We start from the raw sequence: 17450 nt of genomic DNA on the forward strand, positions 1-17450 counted from the left end.
CACCCGATTGGCATCCACATGAAACCGCGCATCACTCTCGGCATCGCCGGCGCGCTCGTCGCGGCGCTCGCCCTCGCCGGTTGCTCCGCCGGCCAGAGCGTCGACCTCGGCGGCTCCAGCACCAGCTCCGGCCAGACCCTCGTCGCCGCCATCGGCGGCGAGCCCGACCAGCTCGACCCGCAGAAGACGACGTCGTACTTCGCGTTCGAGGTGCTCGAGAACGTCTTCGACACCCTCGTGCAGCCCGACGCGAGCCTCGAGATGCAGCCGGCCCTCGCCGAGAGCTGGACGACGAGCGACGACCAGCTCACGTGGACGTTCACGCTGCGCGACGGCGTGAAATTCCAAGACGGGTCGGACTTCACCAGCGAAGACGTCGTCTACTCGTACCGCCGCATCATCGACGAGAAGCTCGCCAACGCCTGGAAGTTCTCCACGGTCACCGACGTCGCCGCTCCCGACGCCCAGACGGTCGTCATCACGGTCTCGCAGCCCACGCCCAACCTGCTGTCGAACCTCGGCGGCTTCAAGGGCATGGCGATCGTCGAGAAGAGCAACGTCGAGTCGGGGAAGATCACCACGGAGCCCGTCGGCACCGGCCCCTTCTCGGTCAGCGAGAACGTCGCCGGCGACCACATCACCCTGAAGGCGAACCCGAACTACTGGGGCGGCGCGCCCAAGATCGGGGGAGTGGAGTACCGCTTCATCTCCGAGCCCGCCACCGCGCTCGCCTCGCTGAAGGCCGGCGACATCGACTGGACCGACGTGGTTCCGACGCAGCAGGTGGCTCAGCTGAAAGACGACAGCTCGCTCACGCTCGGTCAGACGCCCTCGAGCGACTACTGGTACCTCGCCCTGAACGAGGCCAAGGGCCCGTGGAGCGATGTGCGGGTGCGCCAGGCCATCGCCTACGCCATCGATCGGGATGCCATCGTGCAGGCCGTCAGCTACGGCACCGCCGAGAAGAACCAGCTCGCCATTCCGAAGCAGAGCTTCTGGTACACCGAATACGACCAGTACTCCACCGACCTCGACAAGGCCAAGCAGCTCCTGGCCGAGGCCGGGTACACCGGCGGTACGCTCGACCTGCTCGCCACGAGCGACTACCCCGAGACGGTCACGGCCGCGCAGATCATCGCCGCGAACCTGGCGCCCCTCGGCATCCAGGTCTCGATCCGTCAGCCCGACTTCTCGACCTGGCTCGACGAGCAGAACTCCGGCAACTTCGACATGCTCATGATGGGCTGGCTCGGAAACATCGACCCCGACGACTTCTACTACTCGCAGCACCACACCGGTGGCGCCAGCAACGCGCAGAAGTTCTCGGACCCCGAGGTCGACAAGCTGCTCGACGCCGGTCGGGTCGAGACCGACAAGGACGCGCGCAAGGACCTCTACGCGCAGGCCGCGACGATCATCGCGGACAAGGTCAGCTACATCTACCTGTACAACCCGTCGGTGCTGCAGGTCTGGTCGCCCGAGGTCAGCGGCTACGAGACGCGCGCCGACCGCGCGATCCGGTTCGCCGGCGTCTCGCTGACCGAGTAATCCCCGCCGTGGGGGCGCCGGTCGCCGGTACCCCCACGGCCCCGAACCCCGTGGGATGCCGCCCGAACGGCATCCCACGGCCCGATGAGAGGAGAGCCCGTGAGCATCGCCCCCGCGCAACTGCTGCGCTTCCTGGGCGCGAGGCTGCTGTCGTCGGCCGTCGTGCTGCTCGGCGTGCTGATCGTCGTGTTCGCGCTCGTGCACCTCGTGCCCGGTGACCCCGTTCGTCTCGCCCTCGGTACCCGGTACACCCCCGAGGCGTACGACGCCCTGCGGGCGGCATCCGGTCTCGATCGTTCGCTCCCCGAGCAGTTCGTCACCTACATCGCTCACGCGCTGACCGGCGACCTCGGCGTGAGCTTCCGCAACGGTCAGCCGGTGACCACGACGCTCCTGCAGCGGCTTCCCGCCACGATCTCGCTCGCCCTCGTCGGCCTCGTCATCGCCCTGATCATCTCGGTTCCGGCCGGGGTGTACTCGGCGCTGCGCGAGGGGCGCGTGAGCGACGTCGTCGTGCGACTCACCAGTCAGTTCGGTGTCTCGGTACCCGACTTCTGGCTCGGCCTGCTGCTCATCTCGCTCTTCTCCGTCACGCTGGGCCTGCTCCCGGCGAGCGGATACGTCGCCCTCACCGACGACCCCGGCGGCTGGCTCCGGCAGGTGACCCTCCCCGGCCTGACCGTGGGCCTGGTCGCGGGCGCGATCATGACGCGCTACATCCGCGCCGCCGTCATCGACGTCGCCTCCGCCGGCTACATCCGCACGGCCGTGTCGAAGGGGCTGCCCCGCCGCGTCGTCGTGTCGCGCCACATCGTGCGCGGCGCGCTCGTTCCGGTGCTGACGATCGCCGGCATCCAGCTCGCGACCATCCTCGGCGGGGTGATCGTCGTCGAGGTCGTCTTCGCCTGGCCCGGGCTCGGCCGCCTCGTCTACGACGCCGTGGCCGCGCGCGACTACCCGCTCATCCAGGGCGCCGTGCTGCTGGTGGCCGTGATGTTCATCGTCGTCAACCTGATCGTGGACGTGCTGTACGCCGTCGTCGACCCGAGGATCCGTGCCGCATGAGTGTCATCGAACCCCCCGTCTCCGTCGCCGCCCCGCGCTCTCGCGTCCGAGCATGGCGCCTGTTGGCATCCAATCCGCTCACCGTGGCCGCGGCCATCGTGCTGGCCGTCGTCGTGCTGGCCTCGGTGCTCGCGCCGTGGGTCGCACCGTACGGTGTTAATCAGATCGATGTGGCGAACGCGCTGAACCCGCCGAGCCCCGCGCACTGGTTCGGCACCGACGAGCTCGGGCGCGACGTGCTCTCGCGCGTGCTGCTGGCCGGGTCCACCTCGCTCACGATCGCGGTGTCGGCCGTGGCGATCGCCCTCGTCCTGGGGCTCGTGCTCGGCGTCGTCGCCGGTTTCGCGGGCGGCTGGGTCGACGCGGCGCTCATGCGCATCGTCGACGTGATGTTCGCCTTCCCCGTGCTGCTGCTCGCGCTGGCGATCATCGCGATCTTCCAGCCCGGGATGCTCACCACCACGATCGCGATAGGGGTCGTTTACACGCCGATCTTCGCCCGCGTCGCCCGCGCCAGCACGCTGTCGCTGCGCACCGCGCCGTTCGTGCAGGTGTCGAGAACGATGGGCACGCCCGCGGCATCCATTCTCCGCCGGCACGTCCTGCCGAACATCGGCGGTCCGATCATCGTGCAGACCTCTTTGTCGCTCGCGTTCGCGATCCTGTCCGAGGCCGCGCTGTCGTTCCTGGGCCTCGGCATCCAGCCGCCCGCGCCGTCGTGGGGAGGCATGCTCTTCACCGCCCAGGGTTTCCTCGCGCAGGCGTGGTGGATGAGCGTCTTCCCGGGCGCGGCGATCTTCGTCACCGCCCTGGCGTTCAACCTGTTCGGCGACGGGCTGCGCGACGGGCTCGATCCGCGCCAACGCACGATCATCGAGGCACGACACGGGCAGCGGCGGCGCGAGCGCGCGGCGGCGGCGCTCCGCCGCGACACGACCGACCGGGAGGCTTCACAATGACCGTTCTTCAGGTGCGCGACCTCCGCGTCGCGATCGGCGAGACCCCGATCGTGCACGGGCTGGACTTCGCCGTCGACCGGGGCCAGACCCTGGGCATCGTGGGGGAGTCGGGTTCGGGCAAGTCGCTGACGGTGCTCGCCGCGACGGGGCTCATCGACGCCCCGGGCCGCCGGGTGTCGGGTTCCAGCGTGCTGCGGAAGGACCCGGATGCCGCGGGCGTCGAGCTCGTGGGAGCCTCCGACCGCGTGCTGCGCTCGGTGCACGGCGACGGCATCGGCTTCGTCTTCCAGGACCCCTCCACCTCGCTGAACCCCTACCTGACGGTCGGGCGGCAGATCGCCGAATCCCTCGAGACCCATCGGGGACTGTCGCGCCGGGCCGCGCACACCCGCGCCGTCGCGCTGCTCGAGGCCGTCGGCATCCCGGATCCGGGTTCGCGCGTCGACGCGTACCCGCACCAGTTCTCGGGCGGCCAGCGTCAGCGCGTGATGATCGCGATCGCGCTCGCGTGCGATCCGGCGCTGCTCGTCGCCGACGAACCGACCACCGCGCTCGACGTCACGACCCAGGCGCAGATCATCGACCTCGTGCAGCAGTTGCAGCACGACCGCGGCACCGCCGTGGTGTGGATCAGCCATGACCTCGGCGTGATCGGCCAGGTCGCCGACGACGTGCTCGTGCTCCGCCACGGCGAGGCCGTCGAGCAACGGCCGCTCGCCGAGGTGTACGCCGACCCGCAGCACGCCTACACGAAGGAGCTGCTCGCGGCGCGCCCGCGCGTCGTCGCCGGGGCCGGTCCCGCGCCCGAGCCGGCCGCCGCGCCCCTGCTCGAGGTCGTCGGTCTCGACGTGCGGTTCGCGGTGCAGACGCCAGCCGGTCGCCGCACCGTGCACGCCGTCGACGACGTGTCGTTCACGGTGCGCCGCGGCACGACGCTCGCGCTCGTGGGCGAGTCCGGCTCGGGCAAGTCGACGATCGCGAACGCCCTCACCGGCCTCGTCGCCCCGCACGCAGGCGCGGCGACGTTGGCGGATGCCGCGGGCACCGGCGTCCGCGACGCGCTGCGCGCGAAGCGCCGCGAACGCCGACGCATCGCCATGGTGTTCCAGGACCCGTTCGCCTCGATCGACCCGCGCCGCACCGTCGCCGACGCGATCGCCGAGCCGCTGCGCGTGCACCGGCTCGGCGGCGCCACGGCGGCATCGCGCACCGCGCGCGTGCGGGAGCTGCTCGAGCTCGTCGACCTCGACCCGGCCTTCGCCGAGCGCTACCCGCACGAGCTCTCCGGCGGCCAGCGTCAGCGCGTGTCGATCGCCCGCGCGCTGGCTCTCGAGCCCGAGCTCGTCATCCTCGACGAGGCCACGGCATCCCTCGACGTCTCGGTGCAGGCGCGCGTGCTCGCCCTGCTTCGGCGCCTGCAGGTCGAGCAGGGCTTGACGTACCTCTTCATCGCCCACGATCTCGCGATCGTGCAGCAGATGAGCCACGACATCGTCGTCCTGCGGGGCGGGAAGGTCGTCGAGGCCGCGCCGGCCGCGGAGCTGTTCGCGCACCCCCGCGAGGAGTACACGCGGGCGCTGCTGGCGGCCGTGCCGCCGGACGGGCCGCGGGTGCGGGCGTGATCCCGCTGACTTCGGCCGTATCTGCGCCGGTGGCCTCCCATGACGTGCGCGCGGCGCACGTCGGCGACGGGGCGGGGCGCGCAGGGCGCGGCACCGGCCGGGCGGGCCGCCGCGTGTGCGCGCCGGATCTCGATACGCTGACACCGTCATGACACGAGCTACGGATGCCGACGAGCAGCGCACCGTCGAGACCCTCGGGGCCGCGGTGCGCGAGGCACGCAAACGCCTCGGCCTGAGCGTGCAGGCGCTGTCCGAGAAAGCCGGCGTGAGCTTCGGCCTCGTCAGTCAGCTCGAGCGGGGACTCGGCAACCCCTCACTGCAGTCCCTTCAGCGGCTCGCCGGGGCTCTCGGCATCCCGGTCACCCAGTTGCTCGACGAGCCCGCCGTCCCTCTCGCGGTCGTCACGCGCGCGAAGCGGCACGTCATGCCGGTGGCCGCCGACGCGCCGCCGCACCAGCGCGCCGAGCGGGAACTCCTGACCCCGCGCGGGGAGTCGATGCTGCAGCTCATCCGCTCGACGCTTCCGCCCGGATTCACGAACGAGGCGAGCCCCTTCCGCCACATCGGTACCGAGACCGTGACGGTGGAGTCGGGGGTGCTCGTCGTGTGCCAGTCCGACCGCCGCGTCGAGCTGCAGGCCGGCGACACCGTCACCTACGGCTGCTCGGCCCCGCACTGGTGGGCCAACGGTCACGACGGCGAGACGGTCGTCCTCGGGGCGGTCACACCGTTCGAGCGCTAGCCAGCGCCCCGGCCGGGCCGAACCCCCGGGGACATCTCGCGTCTCAGAGCGGTCAGGCCGTGGGGCGCTGGCGCCCGCCACGGGACCGGATGTCAGGCGGCGACGGCATCGCCCCGCTCAGAGCAGCGGGCGGGGATCGAACGTGACGCGGATACGAGTGATCGCCCCCGATTCGACGTGACTCCAGTTCACGATCGGCAGGGGACCGGCATCCGTCGTCGTCAGTTCGAACCACGTGATCACATCGGGTCCATCGACCCAGCGGTGCACGACCTCGACGCTGCTCGTCATCGCGAACAACCCGGTCAGTCCCGCGAGAGTGTCATCGACGCCCGCCGTCGTGCCGAGGGCGCCGACGAATGACACGTCTTCGGCGAGAAGGGGCCGGATGCCTTCGGCATCCTTTCTGTGCCAGGCCTCGAAGTAGGCGGTCGCGACCTCGACGGGTGTTTTCGACATGAGGATCTCCTTGTCCGGCGCGATGGTGTCCGCGCCCTTCCTCCATGGTCGCCGCGGCAGGATGAGAAGTCGAAGACCTGCTTGTTCTCACGATCAGAACGGATGCTTATGGAACTTCGTCAGATCGCCTACCTGCTCGCGGTGGTCGAGTCCGCCAGCTTCACGCGCGCCGCGGAACAGCTGCACGTCGCGCAGCCGGGCATCAGCGCCCAGATCCGTCGGCTCGAGCGCGAGCTGGGACACGAGCTACTCGATCGATCGACGAGGACGATCCGCCCCACGCCGGCGGGAGCCGCGGTGCTCGGCCCGGCACGGGCCGCTTGGGACGCCGTTGCCGGTATGCGCACCGCGCTCGATGAGTTCAAGGGTCTGCTGCGGGGGCGGGTGGCCGTCGGAACCGTCGCCACGGCCGATCCGCTCGGGCTGCCCGATCGTCTGGCAGAGTTCCACCACGCCCATCCGGCGATCGAGGTGACCCTGGTCGAAGCCACGTCGCGGCGGCTCGTGGACCAGCTTCGCGACGGGGGCCTGGACCTCGCCATCGTCAGCGTTCCGCGCGACCTTCCCGGCGGATTGACCGGACGAGTCGTCACGGATCGGCCGTTGGTCGCGGTCGTCCCTCCCGGGCACGCGCTCGAGGGGCGGGGGAGTGTGCCGCTCCACGAGCTGGTGGAGCAGCCGCTCATCACCATGCCTGCCGGCTCGGGGACGCGGGAGAGTCTGGACACCGGATGTGCCGCCGAGGGGCTGCCATCGCACATCGCTTTCGAGGCGAGCAGTCCCCGCACGGTGACCCGTTTGGTCGCGCGAGGCCTCGGCGTCGGAGTCCTCCCGGCCCGCGAGCCCGGTCAGCGCTATGACACGGCTCTCGAGGAACTCGGCATCACCTCGCCGACGGTGCGCGCGCGTCTCGTGCTCGCGTGGCGGGAGAGCGAGGCGCTGACTCCCGCCGCGGCCGCTCTGGCTGCGCGTCTGGGAGAGCGCATCGGCGTCGCCTGACGCGCCCCCTCGGCAGAGAGCGCCGGAAACGCGGCGGCCGCGACACCCCTGACGAAGGGATGCCGCGGCCGAGAGGATCAGACCTCCGATCGCGGTCCGGCGACGGTCTTGTTCACCCCGGTCACCGGCTCGTTCTCGTCGAACGAGGCGATCGGTCGACGGAAGCCGCGCGTGAGGATGACGAGGTAGATGACGCCGAGCGCGGTCCAGATCAGCCCGCCGATGAGGGCGTGCATGTCGAGGTTGACCCACAGCAGGCCGGTGAGAAGCATGCCGATACCGGGCATCACGATGTAGCGCAGGATGTCGCCCGGAGTCTTGCGCAGACCCTTGCGAACGGCGAACCACGCGATCACCGAGATGTTCACGAACGTGAAGGCGATGAGCGCGCCGTAGTTGATGTACGCCGCGATCTGCTCGAGCGTGAACTCGATCGCCAGCAGGCTCACGAGCCCCACGATGATGATCGAGAACGTGGGGGTGTGCGTCTTCGGGTTGATGAAGCCGAAGACTCTCCGCGGCAGGACGTTGTTGCGGCCCATCACCATGAGCATGCGTGACACCGAGGCGTGCGACGCGAGCCACGACGCCAAGGTCGCCGCGAACCCGGCCGCGGTGAGCACGGCCTGCAGCACCGGCCCGCCGACCTGCACACCGATCTCGGGCAGCGTGCTGTCTTCGATCGCCTCCTGCGGGAATGCGGTCGAGTCGGGGAAGCGCAGCTGCGTCACGTACGAGGCGACCAGGAAGATGAGACCGCCGACGACGAGTGTCAGCACGATGGCGCGCGGCATGATCTTCGGGGTCTTCGCCTCTTCGGAGTACATCGACACCGCGTCGAATCCGATGAACGAGAAGCACACGACGGTGGCTCCCGCGAGCACTGCGCCGAACTGCACGTCGCTGTGGGCGAAGGGGGCGATCGACACGGGCGTGCCGGCTCCCGCGCCGCCGACGAGCTGCACGACGACCATCACGACGAACACCGTCATCACGAGGATCGAGAACACCAGCAGCAGCATGTTGACGTTCGAGGTCCCGCGCATCGTCAGGTAGATGATGCCCGTCACGCCCGCCGTGAAGACGACGACCCAGATCCAGCCCGGGACGTCGGGAAACAGGGCTTCCATGTAGCTGCGCAGGATGAGCGCGTTCACCATCGGCAGCAGCATGTAGTCGATGAGCGCGGTCCACCCGACGACGAAGCCGACGCCCGGGTGGATGGACTCACGCGCGTAGGTGTAGGCGGAACCAGCGCTGGGGATGACGCGGACCATCTTCCCGTAGCTGATGGCGGTGAAGATCAGCACGACGAGCGCGACCGCGTAGGCGGCCGGGACGACGTTGTTCGTCTTCTCGGCGACGAGGCCGAAGGTGTCGAACACGACGGTCGGGGTCATGTAGCCCAGGCCCAGGCCGACGATCGACCAGAGCCCGAGCGTGCGGGCGAGCTTGGCGCTCGAGCGGGACGGGGCCGCCGAGGCGGCGAGGTTCTCGTTCGTGGCTCCTCCTGGAGGGTGCGGGTCGCGACGTCGTCGCGACCGGAGATGGTGTCGGGTACAGCATCGAGAGCACCGCTCGCGGGTGGGAGCGGAAGTACCGGCGGGGGTGGTGCCGGGTGAGCGGGGGACGCGGGTGGAGCGGGAGGGATGCCGACAGGGGTGCGCCGGCATCCCTGTTCGTCAGAGGCGGGTCCCGGCCTCGGTCAGGACGGAACGGAGGATCTGCTCGATCTCGGTGAACTCGCTCGGGCCGATCGTGAGGGGCGGGGCGAGCTGGATGACGGGGTCGCCGCGGTCGTCGGCGCGGCAGTAGAGCCCTGCGTCGTAGAGGGCCTTCGAGAGGAAGCCGCGCAGCAGCCGCTCGGACTCGTCGTCGTCGAAGGTCTCTTTGGTCGCCTTGTCTTTGACGAGTTCGATGCCGAAGAAGTATCCGTCGCCGCGCACGTCGCCGACGATGGGCAGGTCCAGCAGCTTCTCGAGCGTCGAGCGGAAGACGGGGGAGTTCGTGCGGACGTTCTCGAGCAGCCCCTCCTCCTCGAAGACGTCGAGGTTCTCCAGCGCGACGGCGGCCGACACGGGGTGTCCGCCGAAGGTGTAGCCGTGCGGGAAGGTCGCGTCGCCGTGGGCGAAGGGCTCGTAGACCCGGTCGCTGACGATCGTGCCGCCCAACGGTGAGTACCCGCTCGTGACGGCCTTGGCGAACGTGATCATGTCGGGTTGGTAGTCGTAGGCCGTGGCGCCGAAGTAGTGGCCGAGCCGGCCGAAGGCGCAGATGACCTCGTCGGAGACGAGCAGCACGTCGTAGCGGTCGCAGATCTCACGCACGCGTTGGAAGTAGCCGGCCGGGGCGGGGAAGCAGCCGCCGGCGTTCTGCACCGGCTCGAGGAAGACCGCGGCGACCGTCTCGGGTCCCTCGAACTGGATCATCTGCTCGATGCGGTCGGCGGCCCACACGCCGAACTCTTCGGGGGTGCCGCCCCCGAAACCCGACTCCTCGGCGCGGTAGGAGTTCGTATTCGGCACCCGGAAGCCGCCCGGGGTGACGGGCTCGAACATGTGCTTCATGACGGGCAGTCCCGTGATGGCGAGGGCGCCCTGCGTCGTGCCGTGATACGCGATCGCGCGGGAGATGACCTTGTGTTTGCTCGGCTTTCCCTGCGTCTTCCAGTACTGCTTGGCGAGCTTGAACGCCGTCTCGACCGCCTCGCCGCCGCCGGTGGAGAAGAACACGTGGTTCAGGTCGCCGGGGGCGAGGTTCGCGATGCGCTCGGCGAGCTCGATCGCAGCCGGGTGGGCGTAGGACCACAGCGGGAAGAACGCCAGCTCCTCGGCCTGCTTCGCCGCGGCCTGCGCGATGCGCCGTCGCCCGTGGCCCGCATTGACGACGAAGAGTCCGGCGAGGCCGTCGATGTACCGCTTGCCCGCGGCATCCCAGATGTGGTGTCCCTCGCCCTTGACGATGATCGGGACGCCAGGACCATCCGTCATCACGGACTGGCGCGCGAAGTGCATCCACAGGTGATCCCGGGCTTTCGCCTGGAGATCCGACTGCTGGTCGGTGCCGAGAAGGGTCATCGCGTCCCCCAGTTGTAGAGCTGACGGTGGAGTTTGAGGTAGACGAACGTCTCGGTCGAGACAACGTCGGGCAGGGCCCGGATGCGGTCGTTGAGCAGATCGATGAGATCGTCGTCGCTCTCGCACACGACCTCCACGAGCAGGTCGAACGACCCCGCGGTCGAGACGACGTAGATGACCCCGGGAAGCTCCGCCATCTCGGCGGCCACGACCCGGGTGTCGCCCGAGACGCGGACCCCGATCATGGCCTGGCGCGCGAAGCCCAGCTGCATCGGGTCGGTGACCGCGACGATCTGCAGGATGCCGGCATCCTGGAGTTTCTGCACGCGCTGGCGCGTCGCGGTCTCGCTCAAGCCCACTACCTTGCCGATCTCGGCGTAGGAACGGCGCCCGTCCTCCTGCAGCTGTTCGACGATGGCCTTCGAGACGGCATCGAGGGTGGTGCGGCGTTCGATCGACGGGCTCATGATCGGCGACGGTATCAGCGGGATCTGACCCAAAGTCACGATGGATTCGACATTTACAACCCCGTAACGGAGCGGAAACCGCGGCATTCTGTGAGTGGTCTTTGGGGGGTTCGCGGTCCCAGTACGATGACCGCGGGGGTGCCCATGTCCGCACTGCGCAAGAACCGGTCGTCCACGCGTCGCGTCCTCCGACGCGTGGCGGCCTTCGTCGCGGGTGCGGTCCTCGTCGCCGCAGGGGCGGTCGTCTCTCCCGCGTCGGCAGCGACCGCGCTCCCGGGCTGGCTATCGACCAACGGGTCGACGATCGTCACGGCATCCGGTGCGCCTTTCACCATCAAGGCGGCCGCGTGGTTCGGCATGGAGACCTCGAACTGCGCCCCGCACGGCCTATGGTCGATTCCCCTCGACGACGGCCTCGCCGCGATCGCGGGGATGGGGTTCAACACCATCCGCCTCCCCTTCTCGAACGAGTGCCTCGCCGCCAAGACCTCGAACTCGATCAATGCGAACGCCAACCCGGGACTGGTCTCGCTCACGCCCCTGCAGCTCATGGACACCGTGATCGCCCGGGCGAAGGCGCACGGGCTCTCGGTAATCCTCGACCGGCATCGCCCCGATTCCGCGGCCCAGAGCGAGCTCTGGTACACCGCGCAGTACAGCGAACAGCGGTGGATCGGCGACTGGAAGATGCTCGCCACCCGCTACAAGAACGAATCCGCCGTCATCGGCGTCGATCTGCACAACGAACCCCACGGATCGGCCTGCTGGAACTGCGGCGATCCCGCCCGCGACTGGCGCGCGGCGGCCACCCGCGCCGGCAATGCGGTGCTGGCGGTGAACCCGAAGCTGCTGATCATCGTCGAGGGCGTCGAACGCCAGAACGACGGGTCCAGCACGTGGTGGGGCGGTGGCCTGAAGGACGCGGGGGCCGCACCGGTCACCCTCGCGGTGAAGAACCGGGTGGTCTACTCGCCGCACGACTATCCGGCGAGCGTCTACGCGCAGCCCTGGTTCGCGGCATCCGGGTATCCCGCCAATCTCGAAGCGGTGTGGGATGCCAACTGGGGTTACCTCGTGCGCAAGAACATCGCTCCCGTGCTGCTCGGCGAGTTCGGCACCAAGCTCGAGACGGCCAGCGACCGCGCCTGGCTCGACGCGCTCGTGGGGTACCTCGCGAAGACGAAGATCAGCTACGCCTACTGGTCGTTCAACCCGAACAGCGGCGACACCGGTGGGCTCGTCGCCGACGACTGGCGCACGCCGCAGAAGGCGAAGCTCGCGGCTCTCGCACCGATCCTGAAACCGGCCGCGGCGCCGGCCCCGCAGCCGAGCCCCACCCCGACCGCGACGCCCCAGCCGACCCCGAAGCCCACCGCTTCTCCTTCGGCGACCCCGAAGCCCACCGCTTCTCCTTCGGCGACCCCGAAGCCGACGGCCACGCCCACCCCGTCGCCCACGTTCACAGCACAGCCGGGGACGAGCGCGCCGGCCGGGATCACCGCGACGTGGATCCCGCAGAGCACATGGGGTGAGGGATACGTCGCCGAGCTCACGGTCACCGCCACCGGACGGGTCAAGACGTGGTCCGTATCCTTCGACGCCCCCGGTACCACCGCGGTGTCGAACGCGTGGGGAATGACGTGCGCGGTCGCCGCCGGCCGTGTGACGTGCACCGGAAGCGACTGGGCGGCCGCCCTCGCCCCCGGCCAGACCGTGCGGGTGGGTCTGCAGGCCGCGGCCAGCCGGGCGCCCTCCGCTCCGAAGTTCACCGTCGCGGCATCCTGAGTTCCCCCTGCGCGACGACCGGAGCGGCATCCATCGCTCGCGCATAGGCTCCGCAGGGCTGTGGTGAGGGAAGCGCTGCCTACGATGCGTCGGTGACCGCTGCTTCCCCTCCCGTTCCCACCCCGACGCTCCCGCTGACGGCGAGCCTCCGCCGCCCCCGCGGCTGGACCGTCGGTCTCATCGCCATCGGGCTGCTCGCACTCGTCCTGACGGGCTGGCAGGTGTGGGCGGGGGCGCCGAGCGAGTACTACGCCTCGATCGCCCTGTCGATGAGCCGGTCCTGGTCGAACTTCTTCTTCGGCGCGGTCGACCCCGCCGGGACCGTGACGCTCGACAAGATCCCCGGGTCGTTCTGGATCCCCGCCCTGTTCGTGCGGGCCTTCGGATACTCGACGTGGGCGGTGATCCTGCCGAATGCCCTCGCGGCGGTCGCTGCGGCACTCGTCACCGCCGTCGCCGCCAGACGCGTGGCGGGGGAGCGGGCGGGACTCATCGCCGGCGCGGTGGTGGCGGTGACGCCGATCCTGGTCGCGGTCGCCCGCTCGAACCAGCCCGAGACGTTCTTCGTGCTCGGTCTGTCGCTGACAGCCTGGGCGGCGGTGCGAGCCGTCCAGGCCGGGAGCCTCGGCTGGCTGATCACCGCGGGAGCGTTCATCGGCCTGTCGTTCCAGTTCTACGAGCTCGAAGCGTGGGCCGTGTGGCCGGCGCTCGCCGCCGCATACCTCTTCACCCGGCAGTCGTGGGCCCGACGCATCGGCCATCTCGCGCTCGCGGGAGCGGTGAGTCTCGCGGCCTCGCTGTGGTGGGTCGCGATCGTCTCACTCATCCCCGCCGGAAGCCGGCCGTACATCGGCAGCACGCTCGCCAACAACCCGTGGGAGATGGTGTTCGGCTATAACGGCCTGGGCCGATTCTCGGCGACCGCCGACAGCGGAGCGTACGAGTCGTTCACCCCGCCGTTCTCGGGGGAGCCCGGGGTGCTGCGCCTGTTCAACGCGCAGCTCGCGGGCCAGGTGGCCTGGCTCATCCCGGCGGCCGTCGTCGCTCTCGTCGTGCTGTGGGTGCTGCGCTTCGCGCGTCCGCTCACGGTGCTGCTGACCGTGTGGCTCGCGACCTTCGCGGTGATGTTCTCGGTCGTGGCGGGGATGCACCAGTTCTATACGGCGGCACTCGCCGTACCCCTCGCGCTCGCGGTCGGTACGGCGCTCGCCGCGGCACGCCGTGCGCGAAAGGTCTGGCCGCAGATCGCAATCGTCGCGGTGGCGGGGGCGACGGCTCTCGGCATCGGCATCTCGACCGGGGGATACAGCGTGCCCGTCTCGATCGCGCAGGCCCTCGTCGCCGTGATCGCGATCGTGCTGTTGTCGACACGCCACCGTGGGCGTCCGGTCACCGCCGTCGCACTGATGATCGGGCTACTGCTCACCCCGGCCGTCTGGTCGGCGGTCACCGTGGCCCACCCCAACTCGATCAACCCCGTCGCGGGCGGAGTGTCGGAGACCTCGGGATTCGGTGGACGCGGTTTCGGCGGGGGCGACTTCGGCGGCGGGATGCCGACCGGCGGACGCGGCAGCCAGGGGTTCGGCGCCGCACCCGGGGGCGGAGGAACGCCGGGGCAGGGTTTCGGACAAGGATCCGGCTCGGGGACGGCGCCCGGCGGCTCGGCCTCGGGGCATGCGCGTGGGGGAGCGGGCGGGGCACCGGCCGGCGGCGCCGGCTTCGGTACGGGCGGCGGCGACGACAACGCTGCACTCCTCTCGTGGTTGCAGGCCCGCAGCACGGGATCCACCTACCTCGCCGCGACTTTTGGGGCGCAATCGGCGGCGCAGCTGATCGTCGCCTCGGACGGCGGCTCGTTCCTGCCGATCGGCGGCTTCAACGGCACCGACGACGTGCCGACCCTGCAGGCGTTCACCGCCCTGGTCGAATCGGGCCAGGTGCGTTACGTCATCGGCGGTGACCAGCGCGGAGGGGGCACGTCGATGGCCGCCGCAGCCACCACCACCGCGTCGTCTCAGATCCGCACGTGGGTCACCCAGCACTGCGCCACCGACAGCTCCGCCCCCGTCACGGTCTACGACTGCGGCTGACGCGCTGTGCTCTCCGGTTGAGGGTCCAGGACACGCCGCGTCCGGCGACGCACGTGCGGCGTGTCCTGGACACTCAACGGGAGGCACGGCCGCCCGCGCCTCTCGCGAACGTTCAGCCCGACTTCGCCGCGCCCGAGCTCGGCCCGCCCACGCTCGCTGCGCCCGAGCGCGATGCGCCCGCGGACGGCGCGCCCGCGCTCGCCGCGCCCGAGCTCGCCGCGCCCGAGCGCAGGGAGCCTGAGCGCAGGGAGCCCCGAGCACGTTGAGTGTCCAAAACACCCGGACGAATTCGAAAACTCTCCGGGTGTTCTGGACACTCAAGGGAGGCACGGCCGCCCGTGCCTCGCATGCTCGTTCGTCCCGAGTTCGCTGCGCCCGAGCGCGATGCGCCCGCGGACGGCGCGCCCGCGCTCGGCCCGCCCACGCTCGCCGCGCCCGCGCCCGCGCTCGCCGCGCCCGAGCGCAGGGAGACCGAGCGCAGGGAGCCCCGAGCGCGTTGAGTGTCCAAAACACCCGGACGAATTCGAAAACTCTCCGGGTGTTTTGGACACTCGACGGGCGGGAGCCGGCGCGGGCGGCACCGCGGCGGGCGGCGCCGGGAGCGGGTGGGCAGGATGCGCGTGAGAGCGGGCGCGCCACGCTGCGCGTGAGAGCGGGCGCTCCACGCCGCGTGAGAGCGCGGGATACCGACGGGGCGATGCGACCGCGACACCGCGCGCAGCGGCTCGCGCAGTCCGCGGGTCAGCGCCCCAGGAACTCCATGCCCGCCTCGCGGAACGCCCGCGCGCCGGGAGCGTTGACGTGATGGCGTCCCGGGATGTCGGCGAACTCGCCCCGGGGGAGGAGCCCCGCGAGGTGCTGCGACTGGTCATGGATGGGGTCTTCCGTTCCCGTGGCGATCAGCACGGGCTGCTGCGGGGGCGACGAGGGGTCGGGATCGGTCTCGCCCAGGCGCATCCCCTCGGCGATCGCGACGAGTGCGCGCAGGTCGTTCCCCGGCACGCGTTCGGCGAGCGAGACGTAACGCAGGGTCGTGGCATCCTGAACGGGTTCTCCGTGGTCGAGGAAGGCGCGCGCCTGGTCGACCTGCAGGCGGGCGAGAGGACGACCGTCCGGGATGCCGCCCAGCACGGCGCGCTCGACATGCTCGGGGGCGTCGACGGCGAGCTGCCAGCCGACGCGTCCGCCGAGGGAGTAGCCCAGGTAGCGCACCTGGTCGAGCAGGTAGGTGTCGAGCACTGCGACCAGGTCGGAGACCAACGTCGGCATCGTGTACGACGCGGCGTCGTACGGCTTCTCGCTCGCGCCGTGACCGCGCTGGTCGACCGCGACCACCCGGTAGCCCGCACGCAGCAGGTCGCGCACCCAGCCGGTGTTCACCCAGTTGTCGCGCGTGCTCGATCCGAAGCCGTGGACGCACAGGACGGCATCGGCCTCGACATCGCCCCACGAGTAGGTGGCGAGGCGCACGTTGTCGCCGACGATGACGAACTGCGCGGGAGGGACCTCGGTCAGGGCGGGAACGGCATCCATTCCTCCGATCCTGGCAGAGCGGGCCGTCCCGCACGGGCTAGTGGTCATAGTGGTCTCATGGGATACACGCGCGCCGAGCTCGAGTCGTATCGGAACACCACCCGGCCCGACCTCGTCGAGCCGGGGGTGCGGCTGCTGTTCGTCGGCATCAACCCGGGTCTGTGGACCGCGGCGACCGGCACGCCCTTCGCGCGCCCGGGCAACCGCTTCTGGCCGGCGCTGGTGAAGGCGGGGATCCTCCCGCGCCTGCCCGCGCACGCGGAACCCCTCGGAGACGAGGACCGACGGATGATCTTCGCCGCCGGGGTGGGGGTGTCGAACCTCGTCGCGCGGGCGACCGCGCGGGCCGACGAGCTCTCGCGCGATGAGCTCCAGGCGGGTGCGGCCTCGCTCGTCGAACGGGTCGCCGGGTGGCGGCCCCGGGCGGTCGCGATCGTCGGTCTCACCGCATACCGGCAGGGGTTCCAGCGACCCCGCGCGAGCGCCGGTCGACAGGAGGAGTCGATCGCGGACGTCCCGACCTGGGTGCTGCCCAACCCCAGCGGGCTGAACGCCCACGACACCGTCGAGTCCCTCGCTCGCGCCTACGCCGAGCCGGCGCGCGCCGCGGGGGTGATCCGCTGACGCGTGTCGTGCGCTGCGGCGGGAGATGTCACGATGACAGGATGCCGCCCACTCGACGCCGCCTGATCGCCCTTCTCGCGCTGGCAGCGGTCGTCGCCGCGGGACTCGTCGTCCATGTCGTGCTGCCCTCGAGCGCCGCGACCGACATCGCGGGAGACGCGCTGTACACGGTCGCGGTCTACGCCGGGGTCGTGGTGATCCTCCCGCGTCTGCGCCCGCTCGTCGTCGGCCTGATCGCCGGGGGATGGAGCGTCGCCGTCGAACTGTTCCAGGCCACCGGGATCCCGGCCGAGTGGGCGGAGCGGTTCCGGCCGGTCGCGCTGGTGCTCGGGACGGGGTTCGACGTGAGGGATCTCGTCGTCTACGTGTGCGCGGCGCTCGCCGTCGTCGGGGTGGATGCCGCCGTCGGGCGCTCGCAGCGGCGTCGGGCGTGAGCATCGAAGCTTCTCCCCAGGAGAGGACGCCCTCCATCGATCGCTG

General features: G+C 70.5%; 14 protein-coding genes and 1 pseudogene. 10 read left to right on the forward strand and 5 right to left on the reverse strand.

Annotated elements, in window-relative coordinates; all coding sequences use genetic code 11:
* The first annotated feature begins 18 nt into the window (after nt 1–18).
* The 5 genes from J2X55_RS08465 (at nt 19) to J2X55_RS08485 (ending at nt 5936) form a co-directional block, all read left to right on the forward strand.
* A complete protein-coding gene (locus J2X55_RS08465; protein WP_309822876.1) occupies nt 19–1548 on the forward strand; it encodes an ABC transporter substrate-binding protein in 1530 nt (509 codons plus the stop codon).
* A 99-nt stretch (nt 1549–1647) separates the two neighbouring features.
* On the forward strand, nt 1648–2613 hold the full coding sequence (locus tag J2X55_RS08470) for an ABC transporter permease (RefSeq protein WP_220338184.1): 966 nt from the start codon (nt 1648–1650) through the stop codon (nt 2611–2613).
* Nucleotides 2610–3572, forward strand: a complete 963-nt coding sequence (locus tag J2X55_RS08475; RefSeq protein WP_309822877.1) for an ABC transporter permease — start codon at nt 2610–2612, stop codon at nt 3570–3572. Before J2X55_RS08470 ends, J2X55_RS08475 begins: the two co-directional genes overlap by 4 nt.
* On the forward strand, nt 3569–5194 hold the full coding sequence (locus J2X55_RS08480) for an ABC transporter ATP-binding protein (protein WP_309822878.1): 1626 nt from the start codon (nt 3569–3571) through the stop codon (nt 5192–5194). The genes J2X55_RS08475 and J2X55_RS08480 overlap by 4 nt, the downstream gene beginning before the upstream one ends.
* Before the next feature lie 148 nt (nt 5195–5342).
* Nucleotides 5343–5936 (forward strand): helix-turn-helix domain-containing protein, encoded by a 594-nt coding sequence (locus J2X55_RS08485; RefSeq protein ID WP_210113045.1) that lies wholly within the window; start codon nt 5343–5345, stop codon nt 5934–5936.
* Between the two features lie 117 nt (nt 5937–6053).
* Here the strand turns inward: J2X55_RS08485 and J2X55_RS08490 are convergent, their stop codons facing one another.
* Nucleotides 6054–6395 carry a nuclear transport factor 2 family protein gene (locus tag J2X55_RS08490; protein ID WP_309822879.1) on the reverse strand — a complete coding sequence of 114 codons (342 nt, stop codon included), beginning with the start codon at nt 6393–6395 and terminating at the stop codon, nt 6054–6056.
* Nucleotides 6396–6503: 108 nt separating this feature from the next.
* Here J2X55_RS08490 and J2X55_RS08495 point away from each other — a divergent pair, with 108 nt between their 5' ends.
* On the forward strand, nt 6504–7394 hold the full coding sequence (locus J2X55_RS08495) for a LysR family transcriptional regulator (protein WP_309822880.1): 891 nt from the start codon (nt 6504–6506) through the stop codon (nt 7392–7394).
* Between the two features lie 77 nt (nt 7395–7471).
* On the opposite strand, the pseudogene J2X55_RS08500 reads toward J2X55_RS08495, so the two are convergent.
* The 3 genes and pseudogenes from J2X55_RS08500 to J2X55_RS08510 form a co-directional block, all read right to left on the reverse strand.
* Nucleotides 7472–8827 (reverse strand): annotated as a pseudogene (locus J2X55_RS08500) (APC family permease); the annotation flags it as partial.
* Nucleotides 8828–9076: 249 nt separating this feature from the next.
* The gene (locus tag J2X55_RS08505; protein WP_309822881.1) at nt 9077–10471 is read right to left on the reverse strand and encodes an aspartate aminotransferase family protein; all 1395 of its coding nucleotides are present in this window, start codon (nt 10469–10471) and stop codon (nt 9077–9079) included.
* Nucleotides 10468–10938, reverse strand: a complete 471-nt coding sequence (locus J2X55_RS08510) for an Lrp/AsnC family transcriptional regulator (RefSeq protein WP_115920721.1) — start codon at nt 10936–10938, stop codon at nt 10468–10470. The genes J2X55_RS08505 and J2X55_RS08510 overlap by 4 nt, the downstream gene beginning before the upstream one ends.
* 144 nt (nt 10939–11082) lie before the next feature.
* Between J2X55_RS08510 and J2X55_RS08515 the strand changes: the two genes are divergently transcribed.
* Together J2X55_RS08515 and J2X55_RS08520 are read left to right on the forward strand one after the other, a co-directional pair.
* Entirely contained in the window at nt 11083–12723 is a 1641-nt protein-coding gene (locus J2X55_RS08515; protein WP_309823029.1) for a cellulase family glycosylhydrolase, read from the forward strand.
* A gap of 92 nt (nt 12724–12815) precedes the next feature.
* A complete protein-coding gene (locus tag J2X55_RS08520; RefSeq protein ID WP_309822882.1) occupies nt 12816–14813 on the forward strand; it encodes a glycosyltransferase family 39 protein in 1998 nt (665 codons plus the stop codon).
* Between the two features lie 741 nt (nt 14814–15554).
* Here the strand turns inward: J2X55_RS08520 and J2X55_RS08525 are convergent.
* Nucleotides 15555–16346, reverse strand: coding sequence for an alpha/beta fold hydrolase (locus tag J2X55_RS08525; protein WP_115920473.1), 792 nt, complete (start codon nt 16344–16346; stop codon nt 15555–15557).
* Nucleotides 16347–16403: 57 nt separating this feature from the next.
* Here J2X55_RS08525 and J2X55_RS08530 point away from each other — a divergent pair, with 57 nt between their 5' ends.
* A complete protein-coding gene (locus J2X55_RS08530; protein WP_309822883.1) occupies nt 16404–16970 on the forward strand; it encodes a mismatch-specific DNA-glycosylase in 567 nt (188 codons plus the stop codon).
* A gap of 41 nt (nt 16971–17011) precedes the next feature.
* The gene (locus tag J2X55_RS08535) at nt 17012–17404 is read left to right on the forward strand and encodes a DUF2809 domain-containing protein (protein ID WP_309822884.1); all 393 of its coding nucleotides are present in this window, start codon (nt 17012–17014) and stop codon (nt 17402–17404) included.
* The last annotated feature ends 46 nt before the right edge of the window (nt 17405–17450 follow it).

The sequence above is a fragment of the Microbacterium sp. 1154 genome (assembly GCF_031455375.1).
Taxonomy (GTDB): Bacteria; Actinomycetota; Actinomycetes; order Actinomycetales; family Microbacteriaceae; genus Microbacterium.